The organism is Gordonia sp. LMA484 (assembly GCF_058129505.1).
In genome coordinates, this window is record NZ_CM176700.1 from 3,236,585 (window position 1) to 3,260,323 (window position 23,739).

Annotated in this window: 22 protein-coding genes; all 22 read right to left on the reverse strand. The window is 66.6% G+C overall.

The window, feature by feature from the left end:
* Positions 1 to 37: 37 nt before the first annotated feature.
* The 22 genes from AC4AMJ_RS14220 to argS all read right to left on the reverse strand — a co-directional run bounded on the left by AC4AMJ_RS14220 (position 38) and on the right by argS (position 23,620).
* Complete coding sequence (locus AC4AMJ_RS14220; RefSeq protein WP_489918431.1) at positions 38 to 454, reverse strand: DUF2550 domain-containing protein; 417 nt, start codon at positions 452 to 454, stop codon at positions 38 to 40.
* 278 nt (positions 455 to 732) lie between these two features.
* Positions 733 to 1,113, reverse strand: a complete 381-nt coding sequence (locus AC4AMJ_RS14225; protein WP_489900540.1) for a F0F1 ATP synthase subunit epsilon — start codon at positions 1,111 to 1,113, stop codon at positions 733 to 735.
* A 9-nt stretch (positions 1,114 to 1,122) separates the two neighbouring features.
* Entirely contained in the window at positions 1,123 to 2,571 is a 1,449-nt protein-coding gene (gene atpD, locus AC4AMJ_RS14230) for a F0F1 ATP synthase subunit beta (protein ID WP_489900538.1), read from the reverse strand.
* A 48-nt stretch (positions 2,572 to 2,619) separates the two neighbouring features.
* Positions 2,620 to 3,552 (reverse strand): F0F1 ATP synthase subunit gamma, encoded by a 933-nt coding sequence (locus AC4AMJ_RS14235; protein ID WP_489900537.1) that lies wholly within the window; start codon positions 3,550 to 3,552, stop codon positions 2,620 to 2,622.
* A 42-nt stretch (positions 3,553 to 3,594) separates the two neighbouring features.
* Entirely contained in the window at positions 3,595 to 5,226 is a 1,632-nt protein-coding gene (gene atpA, locus AC4AMJ_RS14240) for a F0F1 ATP synthase subunit alpha (RefSeq protein WP_489900536.1), read from the reverse strand.
* Between the two features lie 70 nt (positions 5,227 to 5,296).
* A complete protein-coding gene (locus AC4AMJ_RS14245) occupies positions 5,297 to 6,643 on the reverse strand; it encodes a F0F1 ATP synthase subunit B/delta (protein ID WP_489918341.1) in 1,347 nt (448 codons plus the stop codon).
* Positions 6,644 to 6,647: 4 nt separating this feature from the next.
* Complete coding sequence (locus tag AC4AMJ_RS14250; protein ID WP_489918342.1) at positions 6,648 to 7,133, reverse strand: F0F1 ATP synthase subunit B; 486 nt, start codon at positions 7,131 to 7,133, stop codon at positions 6,648 to 6,650.
* Positions 7,134 to 7,182: 49 nt separating this feature from the next.
* The gene (locus tag AC4AMJ_RS14255; RefSeq protein WP_419220807.1) at positions 7,183 to 7,440 is read right to left on the reverse strand and encodes a F0F1 ATP synthase subunit C; all 258 of its coding nucleotides are present in this window, start codon (positions 7,438 to 7,440) and stop codon (positions 7,183 to 7,185) included.
* 85 nt (positions 7,441 to 7,525) lie between these two features.
* Positions 7,526 to 8,281 (reverse strand): F0F1 ATP synthase subunit A, encoded by a 756-nt coding sequence (gene atpB / locus AC4AMJ_RS14260; protein ID WP_489918343.1) that lies wholly within the window; start codon positions 8,279 to 8,281, stop codon positions 7,526 to 7,528.
* Positions 8,278 to 8,691 (reverse strand): ATP synthase subunit I, encoded by a 414-nt coding sequence (locus tag AC4AMJ_RS14265; RefSeq protein WP_489900530.1) that lies wholly within the window; start codon positions 8,689 to 8,691, stop codon positions 8,278 to 8,280. The genes atpB and AC4AMJ_RS14265 overlap by 4 nt, the downstream gene beginning before the upstream one ends.
* Positions 8,692 to 9,011: 320 nt before the next feature.
* Positions 9,012 to 10,253: a glycosyltransferase family 4 protein gene (locus tag AC4AMJ_RS14270; RefSeq protein ID WP_489900819.1), complete on the reverse strand. Its 1,242-nt coding sequence runs from the start codon at positions 10,251 to 10,253 to the stop codon at positions 9,012 to 9,014.
* A gap of 46 nt (positions 10,254 to 10,299) precedes the next feature.
* Entirely contained in the window at positions 10,300 to 11,517 is a 1,218-nt protein-coding gene (gene glyA, locus AC4AMJ_RS14275; RefSeq protein ID WP_489918344.1) for a serine hydroxymethyltransferase, read from the reverse strand.
* Positions 11,518 to 11,520: 3 nt separating this feature from the next.
* On the reverse strand, positions 11,521 to 12,177 hold the full coding sequence (locus AC4AMJ_RS14280) for an L-threonylcarbamoyladenylate synthase (RefSeq protein WP_489900527.1): 657 nt from the start codon (positions 12,175 to 12,177) through the stop codon (positions 11,521 to 11,523).
* On the reverse strand, positions 12,174 to 13,115 hold the full coding sequence (prmC, locus tag AC4AMJ_RS14285; RefSeq protein ID WP_489918345.1) for a peptide chain release factor N(5)-glutamine methyltransferase: 942 nt from the start codon (positions 13,113 to 13,115) through the stop codon (positions 12,174 to 12,176). Before prmC ends, AC4AMJ_RS14280 begins: the two co-directional genes overlap by 4 nt.
* 4 nt (positions 13,116 to 13,119) lie before the next feature.
* Entirely contained in the window at positions 13,120 to 14,196 is a 1,077-nt protein-coding gene (gene prfA / locus AC4AMJ_RS14290; protein ID WP_489900525.1) for a peptide chain release factor 1, read from the reverse strand.
* Between the two features lie 110 nt (positions 14,197 to 14,306).
* A complete protein-coding gene (rpmE, locus tag AC4AMJ_RS14295) occupies positions 14,307 to 14,537 on the reverse strand; it encodes a 50S ribosomal protein L31 (protein WP_489900524.1) in 231 nt (76 codons plus the stop codon).
* A gap of 222 nt (positions 14,538 to 14,759) precedes the next feature.
* Positions 14,760 to 16,775: a transcription termination factor Rho gene (gene rho, locus AC4AMJ_RS14300; RefSeq protein ID WP_489918346.1), complete on the reverse strand. Its 2,016-nt coding sequence runs from the start codon at positions 16,773 to 16,775 to the stop codon at positions 14,760 to 14,762.
* 380 nt (positions 16,776 to 17,155) lie between these two features.
* Positions 17,156 to 18,190 (reverse strand): homoserine kinase, encoded by a 1,035-nt coding sequence (gene thrB, locus AC4AMJ_RS14305; RefSeq protein WP_489918347.1) that lies wholly within the window; start codon positions 18,188 to 18,190, stop codon positions 17,156 to 17,158.
* Positions 18,171 to 19,250, reverse strand: a complete 1,080-nt coding sequence (gene thrC / locus AC4AMJ_RS14310) for a threonine synthase (RefSeq protein ID WP_489900521.1) — start codon at positions 19,248 to 19,250, stop codon at positions 18,171 to 18,173. The genes thrB and thrC overlap by 20 nt, the downstream gene beginning before the upstream one ends.
* Positions 19,243 to 20,553 carry a homoserine dehydrogenase gene (locus tag AC4AMJ_RS14315; protein WP_489900520.1) on the reverse strand — a complete coding sequence of 437 codons (1,311 nt, stop codon included), beginning with the start codon at positions 20,551 to 20,553 and terminating at the stop codon, positions 19,243 to 19,245. Before AC4AMJ_RS14315 ends, thrC begins: the two co-directional genes overlap by 8 nt.
* Positions 20,550 to 21,971, reverse strand: coding sequence for a diaminopimelate decarboxylase (gene lysA / locus AC4AMJ_RS14320; protein ID WP_489900519.1), 1,422 nt, complete (start codon positions 21,969 to 21,971; stop codon positions 20,550 to 20,552). The genes AC4AMJ_RS14315 and lysA overlap by 4 nt, the downstream gene beginning before the upstream one ends.
* Positions 21,968 to 23,620, reverse strand: a complete 1,653-nt coding sequence (gene argS / locus AC4AMJ_RS14325; protein ID WP_489900518.1) for an arginine--tRNA ligase — start codon at positions 23,618 to 23,620, stop codon at positions 21,968 to 21,970. The genes lysA and argS overlap by 4 nt, the downstream gene beginning before the upstream one ends.
* Positions 23,621 to 23,739 lie beyond the last annotated feature (119 nt).

The following is a 23,739-nucleotide window of genomic DNA, read 5'->3' on the forward strand; positions in this document are numbered from 1 at the left end:
CTGCCCCGGCCCCGCGCCGGACCCATCGCTGTCCCGGTCAGGCGCTCCGGCGTCGTTGCGAACGCCGGGACTGCCGCGATTCCAGCCAGGATTGGAATGCGGTGACCGCTCCCGGTGCCATCGCCAGCTCGTAGGCCCGACCCTCCGCGTCCGCGCCCGGTGCCAGCTCGATGATGATCATGCCTTCCAGGATGTCGGCCTCCGTCCCGAACGGCCGACGTCGTCCGGTGATCTCGATGGATTGGCGCGCCAAGGTGCGGGTCGGTCCGGGGCGCAGAGCGGTCAGACGGAAATAGCGCAGCGCATCATCGCTGTAATGGACTGTGCCATGGCGCCATCCGTGGTCGTCGGCGGCAGGGATGTCCCGCAACAGCACCGGTGTGCCCATCCGGCGGAGCTGGCTCAGCCGATACGCGAGCAGCGCACAGCCCACCAGCGCGACGACCAGCAACATTCCGAGCAAGATCGCGACCAACGACACCAGGCGTACCTCCGGGAACCGGCCACGGGTGGGCTGAAGTGCGGTGCGGCGGGGCTGTCGGGCACCGATGCTGGAGTCAAGCGACTCCGGTCGCAGCCGTTCCTGACACCAGCATGCCAGATAGGCGGGCCCGGACCTCCATCCGGTGACCAACGCGACGTCGCGAGAACCCGACACAGCACGACGGCCGGTCATCGCCTCGTGTGAGGTGATGACCGGCCGTCGTTGCGATCTTCGGCGTGCCGACTGGCCTACTTGCCCGCGTGCTCGGCAGCGGCCAGGCGGGAGTGGGCGCGGTTGTACTCGTCGCTGCCGGGTTCCGCGGCGTCCATCGCGGCACGTTCCGCCGCCGGATCGATGCCGTCGGCCCACTGAGCTGACTCGGCGAGAACCGTCACCGCCTCTCCGGTCACCGACAGGAAACCACCCTGTACGGCCAGAGAGCGACGATTGCCACCTTCCTCGACGATCACGACGAAGCCGCCGGCGACCAGTTGCCCCAACAGCGGCTCGTGGTGCGCGAGCACGCCCAGCTCACCAGAGGTGGTCTGCGCGATGACGAAGGTGCACTCGCCCGAGTACATCCGGTCATCGGCCGCGACGACCTCGACGTGAAAGGACTTCTCAGCCATGATGATTCGCTACTTTCCGGTGATCTTGGCGGCCGCGGCCTCCACGTCGTCGAGTCCACCGCAACTGTTGAAGGCCTGTTCCGGCAGATGATCGAACTCACCCTTTGCGACCCGGTCGAACGCTTCGATGGTGTCCGCGAGCGGCACGACCGAACCCTTCTGGCCGGTGAACTTCTCGGCGACGAGGAAGTTCTGGCCGAGGAACTTCTGGATGCGACGCGCACGCTGCACCGTCACCTTGTCCTCTTCGGACAGCTCGTCCATACCGAGGATGGCGATGATGTCCTGGAGTTCCTTGTACTTCTGCAGGATTCGCTTGACCTCATTGGCGACGCGGAAGTGCTCGTCACCCACGATCGACGCCTCCAGGATTCGCGAGGTCGACGTCAGCGGGTCCACGGCCGGGTAGATACCCAGCTGCGAGATCGGACGAGAGAGCTCGGTGGTCGCGTCGAGGTGGGCGAAGGTGGTGGCCGGCGCCGGGTCGGTGTAGTCGTCGGCGGGGACGTAGATCGCCTGCAGCGAGGTGATCGAGCGACCCTTGGTCGAGGTGATCCGCTCCTGCAGCTCACCCATCTCGTCGGCCAGGGTCGGCTGGTAGCCCACCGCGGACGGCATACGGCCGAGGAGGGTCGACACCTCCGAACCGGCCTGGGTGAACCGGAAGATGTTGTCGATGAAGAGCAGCACGTCCTGGTGCTTCACATCGCGGAAGTACTCCGCCATGGTCAGCGCCGAGAGGGCCACACGCATACGCGTGCCCGGCGGCTCATCCATCTGACCGAACACCAGCGCGGTGTCCTGCAGAACGCCCATCTCCTCCATCTCGAGGTGGAGGTCGGTGCCCTCACGCGTACGCTCACCGACGCCGGCGAATACCGACGTACCGGAGAACTCGCGCGCGATACGGGTGATCATCTCCTGGATGAGCACGGTCTTGCCCACGCCGGCACCGCCGAACAGGCCGATCTTGCCGCCCTTCACATACGGGGTCAGCAGGTCGATGACCTTGATGCCCGTCTCCAGGATCTCGGTCTTGCCCTCGAGCTCGTCGAAGGGCGGCGGCTTGCGGTGGATGCTCCACTGCTCACCGTCACGACCGAGCCCCGGGCTGTCGAGGCAGTCGCCGAGCGCGTTGAACACGTGGCCCTTGACGACGTCACCGACGGGCACGACGATCGACTTGCCGGTGTCGGAGACGGTTGCGCCGCGCACCAGGCCATCGGTGGGCTGCATGGAGATCGTGCGCACCAGGTTGTCACCGAGGTGCTGCGCGACCTCGAGGGTCAGGGTCTTTGCCACTGCTTCGAGGGCCACCTCGGCGTGCAGGGCGTTGAACAGGTCTGGGATCGAGCCCCGCGGGAACTCGACGTCGACGACGGGGCCGATGATGCGGACGACCCGGCCGTCGGCCGAACCCGTCGAAGCATCCGAGGGTGTGGATACTGCTGCAGTCATTGTGGTTGGGTCACTTCCTCTTTGGGTCTAAAGGTCGCCGGGGTGTGGTCAGGTCGCCAGGGCGCTGGAGCCGCCGACGATCTCGCTGATCTCCTGCGTGATCTGCGCCTGGCGGAGCTGGTTGGCCTCACGGGACAGCGTGGTGGCCAGTTCCTCGGCGTTGTCGGTCGCCGCCTTCATCGCGGTCCGACGTGCCGCGGACTCCGACGCAGCCGAATCCAGCAAGGCTGCATACACGCGAGTGGCCACGTACTTCGGCAGCAGCGCGTCCAGCAGTTGCTCGGGACCCGGCTCGAAAGCGTAGTTTCGCGACGGTTTGTGGATCTCTGCTTCCATCTCGTCGTCCTCCTCGGAGACGACGAGCGGAGCGATCCGACGCACCTCAGGCGACTGCGTCAACATGGACACGAACTTGGTGAAGACGAGATGGAGTTCGTCGATCCCCTCCAGAGTGCCGTCCCCACCCGGGCGATCCACCTGTTCACCGGAACCGGCGAGGAACAGATCGACCAGGAAATTCGTGGCGGTGCTGGCGTCGGAGTAATCCGGCGCCTGGGAGAAACCGGTCCACGAGTCCGCGACCCCGGTACCACGGAAACTGAAGAAGCCGACGCCCTTCTGCCCCATGACGAACAGCACCGGCTCTTTGCCCTCGTCCCGCAGGAGGGCGATGAGCTCGCGGGTGGCCCGCAGCACGTTCGAGTTGTAGCCACCGCACATTCCGCGATCGCTGGTGACCACCAGGATCCCGGCACGACGAGGATTCTCCCGCTGCACCAGCAGCGGATGGTCGAGCGAACCGGCGTTGCTCGCGAGTTCGGACAACACCTCGGTCATCTCGTGTGCATACGGCTGGGCCGCCTTCACACGGGCCTGCGCCTTGGTGATGCGCGAGGTCGCGATCAGTTCCTGGGCCTTGGTGATCTTCTTGGTGGAATTCACCGACCGGATGCGTGAGCGCAGCTCACGAATGCTGGCCATGAGCCCTCACCCCTTCCTTCGGACGACTGGCGGACGGCGCGGTCACGACTTGCGAACCGTGATCTGCTCGTGCTCGACGTCGCCGGAGTCCATCGCCTTGGCCTCGGCCTCGTTCACCACACGCTGGCCGTCGTGGGTCAGGTAGCTGTTCTTGAACTTGTTGGTCTCGGCGACCAACGCCTCGGCGTGATCGTCGCTGAGTGCCTTGCCCCCGGCGATCGCGTCGTAAACGCCCTTGGCCTCGTGGTGCAGGTGGGACAGCAGCTGGGTCTCGAAGTTGCGGATGTCGTTGACCGGCACCGAATCGTAGTGGCCCTCACCGCACAGGTAGATCGAGACGATCTCGTCCTCGACCGAGAACGGGGTGTACTGGTCCTGCTTGAGCATTTCGACCCACCGGGCACCGCGCTCGAGCTGCGCCTTCGATGCGTCGTCCAGGTCCGAGGCGAACGCCGAGAACGCCTCGAGCTCACGGAACTGGGCCAGCTCCAGACGCAGCGAACCGGACACCTTCTTGAGGCCCTTGGTCTGTGCGGCACCACCGACGCGGGACACCGAGGTACCGACGTTGATGGCCGGACGGACGCCCTTGTTGAAGAGGTCGGACTCGAGGAACACCTGACCGTCGGTGATGGAGATGACGTTGGTCGGGATGAAGGCGGAGACGTCGTTGGCCTTGGTCTCGATGATCGGCAGACCGGTCATCGAGCCGCCACCCATCTCGTCGGAGAGCTTCGCGCAACGCTCCAGCAGACGAGAGTGCAAGTAGAAGACGTCACCGGGGTATGCCTCGCGGCCCGGCGGGCGACGCAGCAGCAGCGAGATCGCGCGGTAGGCCTCGGCCTGCTTGGTCAGGTCGTCGAACACGATCAGGACGTGCTTGCCCTGGTACATCCAGTGCTGGCCGATGGCCGAACCGGTGTAGGGCGCCAGCCACTTGAAGCCCGCCGAATCCGAGGCGGGAGCCGCGACGATGGTGGTGTACTCCATCGCGCCGGCCTCCTCGAGGGCGGTCTTGACGCCCGCGATGGTCGAACCCTTCTGGCCGATGGCGACGTAGATGCAGCGCACCTGCTTCGCGGGGTCGCCCGAGTCCCAGTTGGCCTTCTGGTTCAGGATCGCGTCGATGCAGACGGCGGTCTTGCCGGTCTTGCGGTCACCGATGACCAGCTGACGCTGGCCGCGGCCGATCGCGGTCATCGCGTCGATGGCCTTGATACCCGTGGCGAGTGACTCCTCGACCGGCTGACGCTCGAGCACGGATGCGGCCTGCAGCTCGAGGACGCGCTGCTCTTCGGCCTCGATGTCACCCAGACCGTCGATGGGTGCACCCAGCGGGTCGACGACGCGACCGAGGAACTTGTCGCCGACGGGCACCGACAGCACCTCGCCGGTACGGCTGACCTGCTGGCCTTCTTCGAGCGACTCGTAGTCACCGAGGATGACGGCGCCGATCTCGTCCTCGTCGAGGTTCAGAGCCACACCGAGGACGCCGCCCTCGAACTGCAGCAGCTCGTTGGCCATTGCCCCCGGCAGTCCGCTGACGTGCGCGATGCCGTCCGCGGTGTCGGTGACGATGCCCACCTCGTCTCGGGAGGCATCGGCTTCGAACGACGAGACATACTGCTCGATCGCTCCCTTGATTTCGTCTGGTGAGATCGTCAACTCCGCCATGGGTTCTTGTCTTTCTGGGTCAGTCCGGCTGGTGGGTTCTTGGTTCGAAAGGATGTGGATGGTCGGTGGATCAGCGCGGGAGGCTCTCGGCCGCCTTGGCGAGCCGCGTGGCGACGTCCGCCTCGATGAGCTCGTCACCGACACCGATGCGCAGACCGCCGATCAGCGCGGGGTCCACTTCCGTCTGGATCGAGATCGTGCGTCCGTACACGTTGCCGAGCACGACCGCGAGGCGCGCGCTCTGCGCATTGCTGAGGGGGGACGCGGAGACCACGTGGGCCACCGACTCGCCACGTCGAGCGGCCGCGAGTTCGGCGAGGTGCCCGACCGCGACCTCGGCCGGCTGACCGTGCAGCAACGAGATCGTGTGGGACAGCAGGTACCAGGTGTGATCGCTCACCTGATCACCGATCAGCGACCGCAGAAGCTCGTTGCGCTTGCCCGCATCCCGTGTGTGATCCGAGAGCAACGAGGCGAGTTGCGGATTCGCGTCCAGCAGACGACCGACCCGGAACAGCTCGTCCTCGACCTGCTCGATGGACCCGTCACGCTCGGCGGCGGTGAGCACGATGAGGGCGGCCTGCCGACGAAGACCGCTCACGAAGTCCGAGGTCGATGCCCAGCGGCCGGTACCCGCCGAGATGAGCACGGTCAGCACCACCGGCGAGACCTTGTTCTCGAAGAGCCCGCGGACCAGCGATTCCTTCGCCCCGGGGTGCTCGGTCAGCTCCGACAGCTTCTTACGCAGCACCGGCTGCTTGTTGAGGAAGGCCAGAACGCCGACCAACTCGTCGGCGGCCGCGGTGAGCTGCGCACCGTCGAGGTCGCCAGCGGCCTCGTCGAAGGCCTTGGCCATCGCTCGAGCCGATTCCCGGCTACCGGCCCGCATCGAGTGCAGGCCGATCAGTTCGACGCTGGCCGGGATCGTCTCCGGGGTGCTGACCGACATCGACTCGAGTTCGTCGATGACGCTGTCGATGCTCTTCGACTGCGCATCGGCGTCGGCGAGGTGTGACCGCACCAGTTGCCCGGCACCGTCGACCGCGCTGAGTCCGAGCTCGGCTCGCAGTTGCCGGACCAGGTTCGCCCGGACCAACTCGCTCTGGGACTTGCCGTGCTCGGTGATCCGCTTGACCTCGGCGTCGGCCTGGGCGCGGATGTCCTCCTGAATCCCCTTGGCGTCCTGGAGTGCGCCGCGGTGGAGTTCCTCGGCTTCCTTCTTCGCCTCGGCGATCGCCCGGTCGTGCGCTGCCTTCGCATCGGCCACGCGTGCCGACGCGGTCTCGCTGTCGGTGATCTGCTGGCCAATCGCTTCCTGCTGGTTCACGACCGCACGCCGCAGCGGCGGAAGGACGAACTTCCAGAACAGAAACGCGATGACCGCAAAGCCGATCAGCTGTCCGATGAAGATATCCACTGTCTTAGTTCACCGTCTCCGTCTGCTCGGCCTTGTCGGCCTTGGTGACTTCATAACCCAACACTCGGCCGGCCAGCTCCTCCGACAGACGATCGACATCCCGGCGTGCGGTTGTCATGGCGTCGTCGGCATCGACCTTGAGCGCCTTGCTGTTCTCCTCGAGGCGGGCGTCCGCCTCTTCGGTAGCGCGTCGCTTGGCGTCCGACAGCTCGTCATTGGCCTTGGCCCGTGCCTCGTCCCGAATACCGGTCGCATCGCCTCGGGCGTCCTTCATCGCGGCCCGGTACTCGGTCTCGGCGTCCTCATAGCTCGCCGCAGCCGCCCGGTTGTCCTCGGCCGTCTTCGCGACCCGCGCGTCACGCTCGTCGAGCACCTTCACGATCGGCGGAACGACCATGGTCCGGATGACGACGAGCACGATGGCGAAGATCAGCAAGCACGCGAAAAACGTGCCGTTGGGGATGAGGAAGTTCTCTGCGGCGAGATTCATGGTGCGTGTGTTCCCTTGTGATCCTTACGAATCCGGTTGTCAGCCGCGATCAGGACTGACCGGAGATCGGGGTGGCGAACACGAACAGGGCCATGAACGCCAGGTTGATGAAGTACGCCGCCTCGACCAGGCCGACGGTGATGAAGAACGGGGTGAAGAGGCGTCCCTGTGCCTCGGGCTGCCGAGCGATACCAGCGATCAGCTGAGAACCGGCGATACCGTCACCGATACCGGCACCGATCGCGCCACCGCCCATGATGAGGCCGCCGCCGATCAACGCGCCCAGACCAATCAGATTGGGATCCATTGAGAACTTTCCTTTCGGGTGAAACTGACAATCTGGTTGCCAGGTCTCTTTGCGGTCCCGGCCGGCGGCGCCGACCAGGGTCGAACTAGTGGTGGTCTTCTTCCAGCTCCATCGCCTGACTGAAGTAGAGGATCGTCAGGAGCGCGAAGATGAATGCCTGGATCAAGCCGACGAACAGGTCGAAGGACTTCCAGATCGCGTTCGGCGCCCACAGGATGTACGCCGGGAACAGCGCGATCAGGGCGACCATGATGCCGCCGGCGAACATGTTGCCGAAAAGTCGGAGAGACAGCGAGACCGGCTTGGCGATCTCCTCGATGATGTTGATCGGCGCGAGCGCGACGACATGTCCCTTGACGAGCTGCTTCAGATGGCGGAACGGACCGCGGCGACGCATGCCGGCCGCGTGGTACCAGACGAAGACGAACAGCGCCAACGCGTAGACGAAGTTGACGTCCGAGGCCGCAACCTTCAGCGCCTCACTCGAGACGCCCTCTTCATTGGCGTACTGGACCGGAAGGACCGAGAACCAGTTGGCGATGAGGATGTAGGTGAACAGTGTGACGGCCAGCGGCAGGACGAATCCGGCGATCTTCATGCCGATCGCCCCCTCGATCTGACTGCGCATCTGGACCGTCAGGACCTCGAAGTACAACTGCACCGAGTTGGGCTTGCGATTGGTGATCTTGTACCGCACGAAGAACGCCAGGGCGATCACGATCACGGCGGCGAGTGCACTGGCGACAATGGTGTCGATGTTCCAGGTCATGCCGAGCCAGTGGACCTCTTGATGGTGGCCGACCTCGATCTGTGCCTCGGCCAGATAAGACGTTGCGGTCATAGCTGCTTACGAAGTCCTTTCATAACCGGAATCACCGTGTTGAGGACCAGGATCACCTGTCCGATGGCGAGTCCGAACATCGCGCCCAGCCCGTCGGGCCGGACCAGGATCGCCGCCAACAATGCCAGCACGGTGATGGCCCCGAGCCGGAATGCCGAGTTGACGGCGAGAGCTTGCTTTCGAGGATGTTCTTGGGAGGCGACGACCTCGACCGCCCGCCTGACCAGGATCGTGTTGATGAAGATCGCCACGGTCCCGGCGATGAAGAAGACCGCGAACCAGATGTGCCCGACCGCGATGCACAGCCCCAGGACGATGGCTGCGACCACTGCGGCAAAGATGCCTGGACGACGCAATCCGGTCGGTGCGGCCGGATAATAGGACGTCGAGTCAGGGGCAGCTGTGCTCATTCGCCTCTCCTCAACTCCAAACCCCGTGCCCTTGGGCACAGGTCAGCGCGCGTGCGATCGGCGACTGGCGTCACCGGACGTAAGCTCGCGGTTTTCTGTGACACTACCAACACTCACCCGCGCGCCCCCCATGGGGTATGCGCGCCGCAGAGCAGGTAGAGCGTCGATGCGGTGCGAGACATGCCGCCGCTTTTGCCGGACCGCTTGCGCTCGCACCGACGTCGACCTACTACAAGCGATAGTACATGGCTTTTACCAAGGCGTTACCCAGGGGTACCTTTGCGCCCCGATCGCCGAGTTCTACAGCGATCCGCCCCGGATCAGGTCCGGCCGGCCACCGAATCGGTCGGGTCCGCACGCTCGGCACGTCCCCGGGTCCGGAACTCGGCGAACCGCCGCTGCAACCGGGGCGCCATGGTGACCAGCAGCGCAATGATGAGTCCCCCACCGAACATCGGCGCGACGACCGATACAGGGAACAGGGTACTTGCCGCCGCGGAAAAGGCCAGCACACCCACCCAGAGGTAGATGATGAGGGCCACCCGGCGTTGCGAATGCCCGAGTTCGACGAGCCGATGATGCAGGTGCATCTTGTCCGGTGTGTAGAACCCGACTCCCGCCCGGGTCCGGCGCACGACGGCCATCAGCATGTCGAGCATGGGCACGAACACGACCGCGGCGACCAGGATCAGCGGCGACAGCAGCGTGAAGACGTCGGCGGGACCGTAGGCGTTCATCGCGATGCGACCGGACGCACTCGTCGATGCAGCGGCGAGCATCAGTCCGATGAGCATCGCACCGGAATCACCCATGAAGATGCGCGCCGGCGAGAAGTTGTGCGGGAGGAAGCCGAGGCAGGCGCCGGCCAGCACCGTCGATATCAGGGCCGGCGGGTAATAGCTGACATCACCGCCCTGGTCATGCAGCAGCCCCAGCGAGAACATGCAGATGGCCGAAGCCGAGATCAGGCCGAGGCCGGCGGCGAGTCCGTCGAGGCCGTCGATGAAGTTGACCGCGTTGATGGTGGCCACCGTGATCGCCACGGTCAGCAGGCCCGCTTGCAGCGGATCGAGGACCACGGTCCCGATGTCGGCGAACGGGACGTAGAGCAGATACCAACTGACGCCCATGATGACCAGGACACCGGCCGCGGTGAGCTGGCCGACGAACTTGGTGAGTGCGTCGAGTCCCCATCGGTCGTCGATGATCCCGACCACCACGATCACGGTCCCGGACACGATCACCGCACTCATGTCGCTGGTGTAGGCGAACCCGCGGGTCAGCGCCGGCAGATTGGCGGCCAGTGCGATGGCGGCCACGACCCCGGCGAACATCCCGAGACCACCGAGCCGCGGAGTGGGGATCACGTGCACGTCACGGACCCGGGGTACCGCCACGGCACCGACGCGGATGGCGAACACCCGAACCAGGGAGGTCAGCAAGTAGGTCACCGCCGCAGCGGTCAACCCGACAAGTGCGAGCTCACGCAGTGGGACACCCGCACCGCCGGTGTCGACGACCGACAGCGCCGTCAACTGGACCCCGGGACCTCCGGCGGCCAGTGGCTGGCCGGCGAGACCGGCGACGGTATCGAACACCGGCACCAGGCTACCCGCCGAGCCTGGTTCGGATTTCCCGACGGATCCCGGCGTGTTGGCTGCTTCCGGCTTCGCCACCCAGAGCGCGGACCATCCAGTCGGCGACCACCGGCATGTCCGCGACGTCGAGCCCGCCGAGCACCGCGCAGGGCATCCCGATCCGGATCGCCGATCCGGCCGTGACGGGTTGGGGATCGAACGGCAACACCGTGCGGTCGACGACGATGCCGGCCGAGTCCAACCGGCGCTGGGCTTCGACGCCGGTGAGCTCTCGGGCCGAGACGTCCACCACGGCGAGATGCATGTCGGTGCCACCGCTGACGATGCGCAGGCCCCGCGACGAGAGCTCGTCTCCGAGCCGCTGGGCGGTCGCGACCGTCGCCGTCGCGTAGCGGGCGAACTCGGCGCCGCCGGCCTCGCGCATGCACACCGCCTTGGCAGCGACCGAGTTCATGGCGGGCCCGCCCTGGACGAAGGGATGAACCGCCTTCTGCAAGGCGCTGCGATGCGCCTCCCGGGCCAGGATCATCCCACCGCGCGGGCCCTGCAGGACCTTGTGCGTCGACAATGTCACCACGTCTGCGTAGGGCACCGGAGAGGGCACCACTCCCCCGGCCACCAGGCCGGCCAGGTGAGCAGCGTCGATCCACAGGATCGCCTCCGCCTCGTCCGCGATGCTCCGCAGCGCGGCGAAATCGATGAGTCGGGAGTAGGCGGAACTGCCCGCGACGATGATGCTCGGCCGGTGCACCAGGGCGAGGTCCCGGAGTTCGTCATAGTCGATCAGCTCGTCCGAGCGCCGCACCTCGTAGTGGATCGGCGCAAACCATCGGCCCGAGAAATTCGCACGGGACCCATGGGTCTGATGTCCGCCGTGGGCGAGCCGCAGGGCCAGGACCGGATCGCCCGGTTGTGCAAAAGCCGCATAGACGGCGAGATTGGCGACGCTGCCGGAGAGAGGCTGGACGTTGGCGTAGTCGGCGCCGAACAAGTCGGTGGCGCGGTCGATCGCGAGCTGTTCGACTTCGTCGGCGACCTCGCAGCCGCCGTGGAACCGCGCTCCGGGATAGCCCTCGGCGTACTTCGCACCCAGATCGGAGGCCAGTACCGAACGGACCTCGGGACTGGCCGGTGTCTCACTGGCCAGCAACTGCAAGGTGGTCGAGCGACGACGTGACTCACGTTCGATCAGCTCGGCGACAACCGGATCCGTGAGCGGATTGGCCATGGATCAGCGAGGGGTCAGCACATCGACGTCGAGGTCGAGGACCTCGGCGATGGCCTCGCGCGACACCGCGCCCTCACGCAGAATTCGGGGTGTGACGCCCGTGAGGTCGACGATCGTGGATGCCTGCGCCGCTGCGGCCGGTCCACCGTCGAGATAGATGGAGACCGACTCCCCGAGTTGCTCACGCGCCTCGTCGACCGTCGTCGCCGGAGGTCGACCGGAGACGTTGGCGCTCGACACCGCCATCGGCCCGACCTCACGCAGCAGTTCGATCGCGACCGGGTGAAGTGGCATGCGCAGCATCACCGTGCCGTCCGTGTCGCCGAGGTCCCACGCCAGGGACGGCGCCTGCTGTACCACCAGACTCAGGCCGCCCGGCCAGAAGGCCTCCACCAGATCCCGTGCGGCGGTCGACACCGAGAGGACGAGTCCGTCGATCGTGTGCCAGGAGCCGACCAGGACCGGCACCGGCATGTCACGACCACGCCCCTTGGCCGCCAGCAACGAGGCAACGGCCTCGGAGTCGAACGCCTCACACCCGATGCCGTACAACGTGTCCGTCGGGAGGACGACCAACCGGCCGGCCTTGGCCGCTCCGACGGCCGCGCGGATCCCGGCCGCGCGCGTGTCCGGTTCACCACAGTCGAATACCGTGCTCACCCGGCCATCCTCCCATGGTCACCGACGCCGGTATCGCATCGCCCCGACAGCGCCGACGAGTTTCGGCGCGCGGTGACGAACCGCGGGCGCCCGGCGAGGTCCCGGTGCGCGCGGACCTCGACGAACAAACCGGTCGACTCCACCGCCGACACGACGAGGTCAGACGTCGACTCGTCGTGCTCGATCCCGACGACGCCGTCCGGCCGCAAAAGGTCTGCGACGACCGGGAGCATCGGCCGGATCACCGACATCCCGTCCGGCCCGGCGAAGACCGCCTCCGCCGGATCATGGGCGACCTCCGGCGAGACCTCGACGAGTTCCGGCACGTAGGGCGGGTTGGTTACCACGACATCCACTGTGCCCGGATAGATCTCGTCTCGCATCACAGACCGGTCGGTGACGTCGGCGGCCAGCACCGAGATTCGCCGGCGGACGTCGGCAGGCGCCGACTCGACGTTGCGCCGCAACCATTTCAGCGCCTCGGCCGACTTCTCGACGGCTCGTACATGCGCGGTCGGCGCCATGGTCGCCACGGCGATCGCCACCGCACCACTACCGCTGCACAGGTCGACGACCGACGCGGCGTCGCCCCCTGCTGCGCCGAGGCATCGGACGGCCCATTCGACGAGGAACTCTGTCTCCGGCCGTGGCGTGAACACCCCGGGACCAACCGCGAGTTCGGTGGGCCCGAACGCCGTCGTCCCGATGATGTGCTGCAACGGGATTCGGCCTGCACGTCGCGCCACCGCCGCCCGGAAACGATCGCGTTGATCGGATTCGAGCGCATCCACGGTCACCAGCCGCCCCCGGTCGATCCGGAGGATCGCGACCATCAACCACTCGGCGTCGGCGCGGGGACTGTCGACGCCCGCATCACCCAGACACTTCTGGGCCCAAGCCAATTCGACGTCGGCGCGGTGCGCGCTCGGTTTGGTCAACGCCTCACTGGGCTTCGAGCCGGGTCTGACGATCCGCCGTCACCAGCGCGTCGAGCAGCGCGTCCATGTCGCCGTTGAGTACCGCATCGAGGTTGTTGGCCTTGTACCCGATCCGATGGTCGGTGATGCGGTTCTCGGGAAAGTTGTAGGTCCGGATCCGTTCGGAACGGTCGACCGTACGAATCTGGGCGGCACGGCCCTCGGCCGCGGCCGCATCGGCTTCTTCTTCGGCAGCCAGCTGCAGGCGCGCGGCGAGAACCTGCATCGCCCTCGCCTTGTTCTGCAATTGCGACCGCTCGTTCTGGCAGGTCACCACGATACCCGTGGGGAGGTGGGTCAGGCGGACCGCCGAATCGGTGGTGTTGACGCCCTGTCCGCCTTTACCCGACGACCGATAGACGTCGATGCGGAGGTCGGACTCGTCGATCTCGACCTGCTCGACCTCTTCGGGCTCGGGATAGATCAGCACGCCGGCGGCCGACGTGTGGATGCGACCCTGCGACTCGGTCACCGGTACACGCTGTACGCGATGCACACCGCCCTCGAACTTCAGGCGCGACCAGACACCGTCACGCAGCTGCTCTTTGGCCTTGATCGAGATGGTGGCCTCTTTGTAGCCGCCGAGATCACTCTCGGTGACGCCGAGAACCTGGGCCCGATAGCCGCGTCGCTCACAGTATTTGAGGTACATCCGCGCGAGGTCGGCGGCGAAGAGCGCCGATTCCTCACCACCGGCTCCGGACTTGATCTCGAGAACCACGTCGTCGGCGTCGTGCGGGTCGCGCGGCGCCAGCAGGTCGGTCAGTGTCGCATCGAGTTCGGCCACGGCCTCTTCCAGCGCCGGGATCTCGTCGGCGAAGGCCGGATCGTCGGCCGCCAGCTCGCGAGCAGCGGCGAGGTCGCCACGGGCGGCCTCCAGCCGACGGTGGGTGGCCATGATCGGCGCGAGCTCGGCGAAGCGCTTGCCGACGCGCCGAGCGGTCGCGGGATCGTCGTGCAACGACGGATCGGCCAGCTGCGACTCGAGGCCCGCATGCTCGGCGAGGATGTCATCGATCGCCGACGGACTCTGCGTGGTCACCTGGACTCACCTCTCACTGCTGGCTTCGCGCGTCCCGGGGACGGCGGGAAGAAACGAAAACGACGCCCACCCGACGTGCTGTGCACGCGCGGTGGGCGTCGTCGATCAAGCTACTTGTCGGCGTCGGCCTTCTTGGTCCGCTTGCCGTAGCGCTTCTCGAACCGGGCAACGCGACCGCCGGTGTCGAGGATCTTCTGCTTACCGGTGTAGAACGGGTGGCACTGCGAGCAGACCTCGACGTTGATCCGTCCGTTCGCCGCGGTGCTGTGGGTCTCGAAGGTGTTCCCGCAACCGCAGACGACGGTGGTCGCCGCGTACTCGGGGTGAATTCCCTGCTTCATCTGGTTGTCCCTTTCTGTGGTCGCCGGGTCACCATCGGGGATCGACGGTGTGAACCGGAACCGGACTCGACCGCTCAGTATGCCACGCAGGTGTCCTCACCTGGAAATCCATCTGACGGTCCGCCCCTTCAACGCCACCACAGCCCGCGGCATTCCCGGCCCGACCCCCTTCACGGAGGTCGACCGGGGACGCACGCTCGGCTCGGACGTCGAGAAGCGCGACTAGTCGTCGTTCATCGCTCCCGGAGCGGTCTTCTGGACCTGCATGAGGAACTCGATGTTGGTCTTGGTCTTCTTGAGCTGACTGATCAGCAGGTCGATGGCCTGTTGGGAATCCAGCCCGGACAGCACACGCCGCAGCTTGTGCACGATCTGGAATTCCTCTGGCGACAAGAGCAACTCGTCCTTACGCGTACTGGACAGGTTGACATCGACGGCCGGGAACACGCGCCGTTCGGAGATCTTCCGATCGAGCTTGAGCTCGGCGTTGCCGGTCCCCTTGAACTCCTCGAAGATCACCGTGTCACCGGTGGAACCCGTCTCGACCAGCGCCGAGGCGATGATCGTCAACGAACCTCCGTGCTCGATGTTGCGCGCGGCACCGAGGAATCGCTTCGGCGGGTACAGCGCGGTGGAATCGACACCGCCGGACAGGATTCGACCCGACGCCGGCGACGCGTTGTTGTACGCACGACCCAGACGTGTGATCGAGTCCAGCAGCACGACCACGTCCCGGCCGTTCTCCACGAGGCGCTTGGCGCGCTCGATCGCCAGCTCGGATACCGAGGTGTGATCTGACGGTGGACGGTCGAAGGTCGACGCGATGACCTCACCCTTGACCGATCGCTGCATGTCGGTGACCTCTTCGGGACGCTCGTCGACGAGCACCACCATGAGGTGACATTCCGGATTGTTGGTCGTGATCGCGTTGGCGATGTCCTGAAGAATGGTCGTCTTACCCGCCTTCGGCGGCGACACGATCAGTGCACGTTGCCCCTTGCCGATCGGCATGATCAGGTCGATGACGCGCGTGTCGAGTCGTTCCGGCGTCGTCTCCAGCCGCAGACGCTGATTCGGGTACAGCGGCGTCAGCTTGTTGAACTCCGGACGCTTCTTGGCGGTCTCGATGTCGGTGCCGTTGACCGTGTCGAGCCGGACCAGCGGGTTGAACTTCTGCCGCTGGTTGGGCTGCTCGCCCTCGCGGGGCAACTTGACCGCACCGGTGATCGCGTCACCGCGGCGCAGGCCGTTCTTGCGCACCATGTTCATCGACACGTAGACGTCGTTGGGCCCGGCGAGATATCCCGACGTACGCACGAACGCGTAGTTGTCGAGAACGTCGAGGATGCCCGCCACCGGCTGCAAGACGTCGTCGTCGGAGACCTGCGGTTCGCCACCACCGGACGAGTCGCGGTCACGCCCGCGACGCCGTTCGCGGAATCGCCGTCCGCGACGGCCACGACCGTCACCGTCATCGTCATTGTTGTTGCGATTGTCGTTGCGGTTGTTCTGCGGGCCGCCCTGGTTCTGGGTGTCGCGGTTCTGCCCACCATCGCGCTGGTTGTCGCGGTTCTGGCCGCCGTCGCGCTGGTTGTTGTCGCGATTCTGGCCGCGACCCTGGCCGTCACGCCCCTGGCCCTCGCGGCCCTGGCCGTCACGGTTCTGGTTGCGATTCCGATTGCGACCGCGCTGGTCACCCCCGTCGGCGGAGTCGTCCGGTGCGCCGGAGGTGTCCTTTTTGTCGGTGTCCTTCTTGTCGGCATCGGTCGAGGTCGTCGCCGGCGCTTCGCCCGTCTGGGCAGCTGCCGACGCGGTCGGCTCGCCGTCGGTCGAGGCCTCCTCCGCTGCCGGACGGGCGCGACGCCGCCCACGGGCCGGCGCAGCGGCTTCCCCGGTCTTCGCCTCGGCACTCTTGTTCTGCCCGCCCTTGGTGGCCTTGGTCTCACCGGCCTCGGCATCGGAGATGGTCATCTGCCCATCGCCGCTCTTCGGCGCCGGTGCGGCGCCCCCCTGGCGCTCCTTGATCGCGGCGATGAGGTCGCCCTTGCGCATCCCCGAGGTTCCCTTGATGCCGAGTTCGCCGGCCAGGGCGCGGAGCTCGGTGAGCACCATTGCAGAGAGCCCGGTGCGGGCCCGCGTCGAGGAGCCTCGTGTGGTCGAACTCACCGCAGACGAGGAGCCGGAGCTGTCCTCGGTGCTCGAAGCGTCTGGAGCGGTGATCAGGTCCGTATCCGTCACGGATATCCTTTCGTTCCCCCTGCAGGCCTGAGCTGCGTCGGGGTTCCCGTTGTCGTCCCACCTCATTCAGGTGGGACTTCGTCCTCGTCGGAGTTGTCTCTGGGATTCTCCTCAGAAGACGGTCAGAAGAAATGTGGTCCGCGGCGGTGTGTCCGCTGGTAGTGCTGAGCATCCCCGGACAGCAGATCGTGCATCTGGCACCGGGCCAGAAGCCGGGATCGTTGATCGGAGAGGAGCACGGCAAGACAAGCCTGCGCGGCTAGACCAGTACATGGTAACGCGTTCGGATGATACGGGCAACACGCGTCGAACACCATTCGGAGTGCCGGACCGTCGCACCGATGCGCTACGCGAGTGTCTCACCCTCCCGACCAGGCGACTCAGGCGCGCCCGTGAGTGACCTCGACCCCGCCGGCGATCGCAACCGTCGCCGGCACGAACCCCAGTGCGGTCGCCACCTCGCGCGCGTCGGGCGGTACGGGGCCGACAGACAGGACCAGGACGGTGGGACCCGCACCGGACACCGTCGCAGCGTGTCCCCGCCGGCGCAGCGCCGCCACGAGTTCCGCGGTCGCCGGCATCGCCTCCGACCGATAGTCCTGGTGGAGCCGGTCGGCGGTGGCGGCGAACAACGCCGTGGGGTCGGAGGTCAGCGCGACGACGGCGAGTGCGGCGCGACTGACGTTGAACACCGCGTCCGCGCGTGGGACGACCTCGGGCAGCAGACCGCGGGTGACCGACGTGGACGACTCGGTGTCGGGCACGAAGACCGTTGCGGTGATGTCGGGATGCACCACGAGCCTGCGGGCGTGGTGTCGATTCCCGTCCTGGCCTTCCGGTCCGCCGGCGGCCGGGTCAGTGTTCTCGATCCAGGTCACCACCGCGGACCCGAGCACACTCGCCGCGGCGTTGTCCGGGTGTCCCTCGAACTCCGACGACAGCTGGACGAGTTCGTCGGGACGCAACGCCGGCCGGACTCCCGCCTCCACCAACAGCCCCGACGCCGCTGCGAGACCCGACACCGCGGCCGCGGCCGAGGAACCGAGCCCGCGAGAGTGCGGAATGGCGTTGACGCACCGCAGCTTCAGGCCGGGCGCGGCGACACCCGACTGAGCCAGACCGCGCGCGATCGCGCGGGCGACGAGGTGTCGCTCGTCGCGCGGCACGTCGGCGGCACCCTCACCGTCGACCTCCACCTCGACGCCACCCGCCGTGGTGGTCTCGACGATCAATTCGTCGTAGATACCCAATGCGACACCGAGACAGTCGAAACCGGGACCGAGGTTCGCACTCGACGCCGGAACGCGAACTCGCACCGAGATACCCCCGGGTAGCAGCACCTTCGGGTCGGTCACGGCAGTGTCGTCGGTCATCGCGGTGGTGCCACCCATGGACTCAGCGGACACCGAGGGCATCGGCCACCGCAACCGGGTCCACCGGGATGGCCTCGACTTCGGGCATCCCGGACAACGCGGTGTCGGGGTCCTTCAGGCCGTTTCCGGTCACCGTGCACACCACGGTCGATCCGGCGGCGATCCAGCCGTCGGCGCGGGCGGCGAGCAGCCCCGCGACGCTGGCCGCAGACGCGGGCTCGACGAAGACGCCCTCACGGCCGGCGACGAGACGGTAGGCCTCGAGGAGCTTCTCGTCGGTCGCGGCCCGGAACTGTCCGCCCGACTCCTCCTTGGCCGCCACCGCCTGGTTCCAGCTCGCCGGTGACCCGATCCTGATCGCGGTCGCGATTGTCTCGGGATTCTTCACGGGTGCTCCGTTGACCAGCGGCGCAGCACCGGCGGCCTGCACGCCGAGCATCCGGGGCACCGATGAGGAGACGCCGTCACGCCGGTACTCGGTGTACCCCTTCCAGTACGCGGTGATGTTGCCCGCGTTGCCCACCGGGAGCGCATGGACGTCAGGAGCCCGGCCGAGGACATCGACGATCTCGAAGGCGGCCGTCTTCTGGCCCTCGATCCGCGACGGGTTCACCGAGTTCACCAGTTCGATCTCGGTGAACTCGGCGGTCGCCTTGCGCGCGAGTTCCAGGCAGTCGTCGAAATTGCCCTGCACCTGGATGATCTTGGCGCCGTGCATGACCGCCTGGGCCAGTTTGCCCATCGCGATCTTGCCCTCGGGGATGAGCACGGCGCAGGTGATCCCGGCGCGAGTGGCATACGCGGCAGCCGAGGCCGACGTGTTGCCGGTGGAGGCGCACAGAACGGCGGTCTTGCCGTTGTTGACCGCGGTGCTGACCGCCATCGTCATCCCGCGGTCCTTGAACGACCCTGTCGGGTTGAGGCCTTCCACCTTGAGGTACACCTCGCAGTCGGTGAGCTCCGACAGGTGCGGCGCCGCGATGAGCGGGGTCCCACCCTCGAGTAGGGTGACCACCTGCCAGTCGTCACCGACCGGCAGTCGGTCACGATAGGCCTCGATCAGGCCGGGCCAGCGCTGGTGCACCGGGGTGGCGTCAGTCATCGGTTCCTTCCAATCGCAGGACGCTCGACACCTTGAGGACGGCATCCATGTCTTCCAGTGCCGCAACGCATTCCGATTGCGCGCGGTCGGGGGCCCGGTGGGTGACCACGATCAGTCGGGCATCGTCGCCGGCACCCTCCTGCCGGACCGCGGCGATGGACACCGACCGCTTCGAGAATTCTCCCGCCACCTGGGCGAGGACACCGGCACGGTCGGCCACCTTCATCGACACGTAGTAGCGCGTCGGGACGTCGTCCATGGGGGCGATCGGCAACGAGGCGTAGGTCGACTCGAGCGGCCCACGACCGCCGTGCACCTTGTTGCGCGCCGCCATCACCATGTCTCCCAACACCGCGGACGCCGTCGGCGAACCTCCGGCTCCCTGACCGTAGAACATCAGCCGACCCGCGTTCTCCGCCTCCACGACCACGGCGTTGAATGCTCCGTTGACGGTGGCCAACGGATGGCTGAGCGGAATGAGAGCGGGATAGACACGCGCCGAGATGCGTTGGCGTCCATCGGCGTCGTGCACGCGCTCGCAGATGGACAGCAGCTTGATCGTGCAGTCGAACTTCTTGGCCGCCACGAGATCGTCCGCGGTGACCGACGAGATGCCCTCACGGTGCACGTCGGCCGCGGTGACGCGGGTGTGAAAGGCGATGGACGCCAGGATCGCCGCCTTGGAGGCGGCGTCGTAGCCCTCGACGTCGGCCGTCGGGTCGGCCTCCGCATACCCGAGGCGACCCGCCTCGGCCAGCGTGTCGGCGTAGTCCGCCCCGGTCTCGGCCATCGCCGACAGGATGAAGTTGGTTGTGCCGTTGACGATTCCGGCAACCGTCTCGACCGTGTCGCCGGCGAGCGACTGCATCAGCGGGCGCACCACCGGGATCGCGCCGGCCACGGCGGCCTCGAAATACAGGTCAACCTTGGCATCGGCCGCCGCGGTCGCCAGCTCGCCGGTGTATTCGGCCAGCAGCGCCTTGTTGGCAGTGACGACCGACTTCCCACTCTCCAGAGCAGCGCGGATCAGTGCGCGCGCCGGATCGATGCCGCCCATGAGTTCGACGACGATGTCGACGTCGTCGCGGGCGACCAGCCGCGCGGGATCATCGGTCAGCAGCTCCTGTGCCACCTTGCGGGGTTTGCCCAGGTCACGTACCGCAACACCACGCAACTCGACGGGTGCACCCACCCGCGAACGCAGATCATCGGCGTTCTCCTCGATGATGCGTACCACCTCGGCACCGACGTTGCCCATGCCGAGCACGGCCACGCCGATCGTGCGGTTTCGGTTTTCGCTCATTCGGTCACCTCCAGGGTGAGGAAGTCCTCGATCGTCTCACGACGCAGCATCAGGCGCGCCGAGGAGTCCCGCACAGCCGCCACCGCGGGACGCATCGCCATGTTGTAGCGGCTCGACATCGAATAGCAGTACGCGCCGGTGGCCGCGACGGCGACCAGGTCACCCGGCGCCAGGTCGCCCGGCAACCAGCAGTCCTTGATGACGATGTCACCGCTCTCACAATGCTTTCCGACGACCCGACTCACCACGGCCGGCGCATCCGAGACCCTCGACACCAGGCGGATGTCGTACTCGGCCTGATAGAGCACGGTCCGGATGTTGTCACTCATACCTCCGTCGACCGACACGTAACGACGGATCGCGTTCTTGCCGACGGTCACATCCTTGACGGTCCCCACGCGGTACAGCGTCACGGTCCCCGGGCCCGCGATGGCGCGTCCGGGCTCAACCGCGATGGTGGGCATCGGCAACCCCACCGCAGCCGACTCGCGGCGCACGATGTCGGCGAGAGTTCCCGCGACGTCGCCGACGGGCAGCGGGTCGTCCTCCGGGAGGTACGAGATCCCCAGTCCACCACCGAGATCCACGATCGACATCTGTGCGGTCTTGTCCACGCCGAACTCGGCGACGACGTCCTTGAGGAGCCCGAGCACGCGATGAGCGGCAAGTTCGAAGCCGTCCATGTCGAAGATCTGCGATCCGATGTGGCTGTGTAGGCCGACGAGGCGCAGGTTGTCGGTCGCGAACACTCGGCGCACCGCCTCCATGGCGACACCACCGGCAAGGGCGAACCCGAACTTCTGGTCCTCATGGGCGGTCGCTATGAATTCGTGGGTGTGTGCTTCCACCCCCACGGTCACCCGCACCAATACGTCGGCCACCAGACCGCGTTCACCGGCGAGCGCATCAAGCCGCTCGATCTCGATCATCGAGTCGAGCACGATGTGTCCGACACCGGCATCGAGCGCCATGGCCAGCTCGTCGACACTTTTGTTGTTGCCGTGCAAAGCAATTCGCTCAGGAGGGAATCCGGCGCGCAACGCGATGGCGAGCTCGCCGCCGGTGCAGACGTCGAGGGACAGCCCTTCCTGCTCCACCCACCGGGCGACCTCTGTGCTCAGAAACGCTTTGGACGCGTAGTGGACCCGGCCATAGGGTCCGAACGCGGCGACCATGTCGGCGCAGCGCGAACGGAAGTCGTCCTCGTCGACGACGAACAGCGGTGTGCCGTAGGTCTCGGCGAGTTCGCCGACGCCGACGCCGGCGATGCGGACCTCACCGGAGTCGTCACGACCCGCGTTGCGCGGCCACACATTTGCCGGGATGCGCGCCAGCTGGACCGGATCGTTCGGTCGCTCCGCGAGATGTGGCGCGGCCAGCAATTCGGCGTGCCGGGGCCCGGCGGGATGGGCGTTCACATCCGCTCCGGAGCGCTCACGCCGACCAGGTCGAGACCGTTGGCCAGCACCTGGCGCGTTGCCGCACACAGCGCGAGGCGGGCGGCGTGGATGTCGGAGGCCGGCTCGTCGCCCTGGGGCAGCACGCGGCAGCGGGCATAGAACCGGTGATAGGCACCGGCCAGTGTTTCCAGATATCGGCAGACACGGTGCGGTTCGCGGAGTTCCGCGGCCGTGGCCACCACTTCGTCGAAATCGCCGATGGTCCGGATGAGTTCCCCCTCGGCCGGATCGTCGAGCAGATCGAGGTGATCGGTCGACCGCTCGAGCCCGAGTTCGACCGCGTTCCGTGACAGCGCAGAGAGCCGTGCGTGCGCGTACTGCACGTAGTAGACCGGGTTGTCGTTGGATTGTCGGCGCAGCAGATCGAGGTCGATGTCGATGTTCACGTCCACCGACGAGCGGATCAGTGCGTAGCGGGCCGCGTCGACACCGACGGCGTCCACGAGGTCGTCGAGGGTGATGACCGTTCCGGCCCGTTTGCTCATCCGCACCGGCTTGCCGTCGCGCACGAGGTTGACCATCTGGCCGATCAGGACCTCGACCGATGCCGGATCGTCGCCGAGGGACGCCGCAGCCGCCTTCAGCCGGGTGATGTACCCGTGGTGGTCGGCGCCGAGCATGTAGATGCAGAGGTCGAAGCCGCGGTTGCGCTTGTCCCGGTAGTACGCGATGTCACCGGCGATGTAGGCCGCATTGCCGTCGCTCTTGATGACGACCCGGTCCTTGTCGTCGCCGAAGTCGGTCGTACGCAGCCACCAGGCCCCGTCGTTCTCGTACAGGTTGCCATTGGCCTTGAGTTCGGCGATGCACTCGTCCACCAGGCCCGATGTGAACATCTTGTTCTCGTGGGTGAAGACGTCGAAGTCGGTGCCGAATTCATGCAGGCTGGACTTGATGTGGTCGAACATCAGATCGACACCGATCGCGCGGAAGGTCTCCAACCGCTCGTCGTCAGGCTGGTCGAGCACTCCGGGCACCTTCGCGACGACCTGGGCGGCGATCTCCCCGATGTATGCGCCGGCGTAACCGTCGTCGGGGGTGGGTGCACCCTTCGCCGCAGCCTCGAGCGACAGGGCGAAGCGATCGATCTGCGTCCCGTGGTCGTTGAAGTAGTATTCGCGGGTCACCGCACCACCCCGTGCGGCGAGCACCCGGCCGAGAGCGTCGCCGACCGCGGCCCAGCGCGTACCCCCCAGGTGGATCGGCCCCGTCGGGTTTGCCGAGACGAACTCCAGGTTGATCGTCCGTCCGCCGAGATCGTCGCCGTGCCCGTAGTCGTTCGCGGTGTCCAGGACCGTGGAGACCACCGAGTTCTGGGCGTCGGTGGCCAGCCACACGTTGACGAAGCCGGGTCCGGCGACCTCGGCCTTCGCTATTCCGTCGGTGGCCGCGAACGCGTCGGCCAGCCATCCAGCGAGGTCGCGCGGGGCAACGCCGAGCTTCTTGCCGAGCCGTAGCGCGATATTGGTGGCATAGTCGCCGTGATCGGCATGGCGCGGACGCTCGACGACGACGTTCTCGGGCACCATGGAGTCATCGAGTCCGTGGTCACGGACTACGGTCAGAGTCACCGCACGCAGTAGCGCAGCGAGGTCGGCGGGAGTCACGGGACACCATCCTATTGGCCCATGTCCGTCGGGAGACAATCGCCTCCGCCCACCGGGCCGTGTCGCACCAAAAGTACGCCTCTCGGGCGATCAGTAGACTTGCCGTCGCTGCGGGCGAT

Bases quoted from the DNA above. Each gene is read 5' to 3' on its own strand.
- AC4AMJ_RS14220 (WP_489918431.1), bottom strand. From the start codon at position 454: ATGTTGCTGGTCGTCGCGCTGGTGGGCTGTGCGCTGCTCGCGTATCGG.
- AC4AMJ_RS14225 (WP_489900540.1), bottom strand. From the start codon at position 1,113: ATGGCTGAGAAGTCCTTTCACGTCGAGGTCGTCGCGGCCGATGACCGG.
- atpD (WP_489900538.1), bottom strand. From the start codon at position 2,571: ATGACTGCAGCAGTATCCACACCCTCGGATGCTTCGACGGGTTCGGCC.
- AC4AMJ_RS14235 (WP_489900537.1), bottom strand. From the start codon at position 3,552: ATGGCCAGCATTCGTGAGCTGCGCTCACGCATCCGGTCGGTGAATTCC.
- atpA (WP_489900536.1), bottom strand. From the start codon at position 5,226: ATGGCGGAGTTGACGATCTCACCAGACGAAATCAAGGGAGCGATCGAG.
- AC4AMJ_RS14250 (WP_489918342.1), bottom strand. From the start codon at position 7,133: ATGAATCTCGCCGCAGAGAACTTCCTCATCCCCAACGGCACGTTTTTC.
- AC4AMJ_RS14255 (WP_419220807.1), bottom strand. From the start codon at position 7,440: ATGGATCCCAATCTGATTGGTCTGGGCGCGTTGATCGGCGGCGGCCTC.
- atpB (WP_489918343.1), bottom strand. From the start codon at position 8,281: ATGACCGCAACGTCTTATCTGGCCGAGGCACAGATCGAGGTCGGCCAC.
- AC4AMJ_RS14265 (WP_489900530.1), bottom strand. From the start codon at position 8,691: ATGAGCACAGCTGCCCCTGACTCGACGTCCTATTATCCGGCCGCACCG.
- glyA (WP_489918344.1), bottom strand. From the start codon at position 11,517: ATGGCCAATCCGCTCACGGATCCGGTTGTCGCCGAGCTGATCGAACGT.
- rpmE (WP_489900524.1), bottom strand. From the start codon at position 14,537: ATGAAGCAGGGAATTCACCCCGAGTACGCGGCGACCACCGTCGTCTGC.
- thrB (WP_489918347.1), bottom strand. From the start codon at position 18,190: ATGCCCTCGGTGTCCGCTGAGTCCATGGGTGGCACCACCGCGATGACC.
- thrC (WP_489900521.1), bottom strand. From the start codon at position 19,250: ATGACTGACGCCACCCCGGTGCACCAGCGCTGGCCCGGCCTGATCGAG.
- AC4AMJ_RS14315 (WP_489900520.1), bottom strand. From the start codon at position 20,553: ATGAGCGAAAACCGAAACCGCACGATCGGCGTGGCCGTGCTCGGCATG.